The organism is Bacillus sp. SIMBA_074 (genome assembly GCF_046534555.1).
GTDB classification, from domain to species: Bacteria; Bacillota; Bacilli; order Bacillales; family Bacillaceae_G; genus Bacillus_A; species Bacillus_A mycoides.
In genome coordinates this window covers 1-267 of the sequence record NZ_JAWRYM010000613.1, presented here as the reverse complement: position 1 = coordinate 267, position 267 = coordinate 1, and the positions used below count along the sequence as shown (strand labels likewise).

The 267-nt window shown below is 68.9% G+C and carries 1 protein-coding gene; it reads right to left on the bottom strand.

The features are described 5' to 3' along the window. On the bottom strand, positions 1-247 hold a 247-nt coding region (locus SB773_RS32205), incomplete at its 3' end, for an ATP-binding cassette domain-containing protein (RefSeq protein WP_410594430.1). Positions 248-267: the final 20 nt, after the last annotated feature.

The window sequence follows — 267 nt, the reverse complement described above, 5'->3', positions numbered from 1 at the left end:
CCACCGTGCGGATGAGTTCCCAGAGATCGCGTCTGCTGCGGGTGTCGAGTCCGGTGGTGGGCTCGTCGAGGAAGAGGACCTCGGGGGTGACGACGAAGCTCAGTGCAAGATCGAGCCGCCGCCTCATGCCTCCCGAGAAGGTGCGCACGGCTCGCGTGGCGGCGTCCGCCAGGTCGAAGCGAGCGATGAGTTCGGTCGCGCGCCGCGCCGATTCGATGCGGGACATGCCGGCGAGGCGCGCGAACATGACCACGTTCTCGACCCCGG